Origin of the sequence: Collinsella aerofaciens, from assembly GCF_015557435.1 — a bacterium.
Lineage (GTDB): Bacteria > Actinomycetota > Coriobacteriia > Coriobacteriales > Coriobacteriaceae > Collinsella > Collinsella aerofaciens_Z.
This window is the reverse complement of sequence record NZ_JADNOH010000042.1, coordinates 1-1,256: the sequence shown is the minus strand read 5'-3', so window position 1 is coordinate 1,256 and position 1,256 is coordinate 1. Positions and strand designations below refer to the sequence as shown.

Below are 1,256 nucleotides of genomic sequence, written 5' to 3'. Positions count from 1 at the left end.
CCGATTGCCCGTACCTCATCCTCGATGAACCGCTGAACGGCCTCGATCCGGGAAAGCGGAAAACCTCCTGCGACGCGATGCGCAGCGAGGTGGAGCGGGGACGCAGCGTGCTCATCTCAAGCCATCTGCTCGACGACCTGGCAGACCTCACCGACTCGTTCTACTTCATCGAGGCCGGCACGCTCGTGGAAAAGACCGAGTCGTCCTCGCAGACGCTCAAGCAGGAATACCTCGATACATACGAGGGAGGTGAATGACATGATAGGCAAGAGCTATGCAAAGATAGCGATTGTTGGCTTTGTACTTTGTCTTGCAATGGTGCTATGTGCATCATTTGCGAGGTATAGGTCCGAGCAGTCGTTCATCGATGGCGCTGAAAATGGGTTTGGCATAGACGGGATGTATGTCAACGATGGCGCGACCAGGCCGTCTATGGCGATTCTTGCAGGCGAAGACATGGAATGGCAAATCTGTAATGACGATGGCTCTTGTCTGAGTGGTCGTTTGGCCGCAACGAGCGACCCGAATTCGTTCGATCTTCTCGACAATGATGGATCGGATTGCGGTTCAGTCCACCTGTCGTATGCATCACGAGATGGGATGGACGGCATTCTCTACGTCTCCCATGAGTCTGGCGATTTCAAGATGCGCAGGACTAACCGAGTGCCGGCTTTTTTCGAGGAGTGAGAATTCCCGGCGGTCTGCCGATCAGGCCGCCGGGGTATTGAACCCCGCATTCATCCGTACACACACGGATGAATGCGGGAAGTGTCCGGATGAAGTTGATAATCAAGGAAACAAAGCCGTTCTGCCTGGGACGGCTTTGGCCTGGACTTTAACTACAACATCGCAATCGACACTTATCAGCTCGCGCAACGCGCATGGCCAGATCTCGGACGCTGGTGCATGGAGGACCTTCGAGATTTACTGGACATCCAAAACGACGACGCACACCGCGTGCTCGCCGACTGCGAAGACGAGATGGCTGTCTACAATGCGATCAGAAACGGCGTGAAGTCCGGAGATCTTTCTGTGGAACCGCCGCGCCGTCGCGCGAGCCGACCGGGCAACCCGGGTAATCTGGTCCCGGCTCTCCCGGTCGTATTCCTACGATATCGCCCCTAGATCACCAATGTGTCAGATAAAGAATGAGGCAATGGCTGTGATCACGCCTACGGCAGATGCAACGACTGCGCCTTTTTTCCTCTCCTTTAGTCCGACGAATAGGGTTGCCGTAAAGTAAAGGGCGGAAATGC

1 protein-coding gene and 1 pseudogene are annotated in these 1,256 nt (G+C 55.2%); both read left to right on the top strand.

Translation table 11 applies throughout. The features are described from left to right. Positions 1 to 257, top strand: a pseudogene (locus I2G43_RS10485) (hypothetical protein); the annotation flags it as partial. Position 258: 1 nt separating this feature from the next. Then, a complete protein-coding gene (locus tag I2G43_RS03905) occupies positions 259 to 687 on the top strand; it encodes a hypothetical protein (protein WP_195535155.1) in 429 nt (142 codons plus the stop codon). The last annotated feature ends 569 nt before the right edge of the window (positions 688 to 1,256 follow it).

What these genes read in the sequence shown, in the direction of transcription:
- I2G43_RS03905 (WP_195535155.1), top strand. Translation starts at nt 259, where the DNA reads ATGATAGGCAAGAGCTATGCAAAGATAGCGATTGTTGGCTTTGTACTT.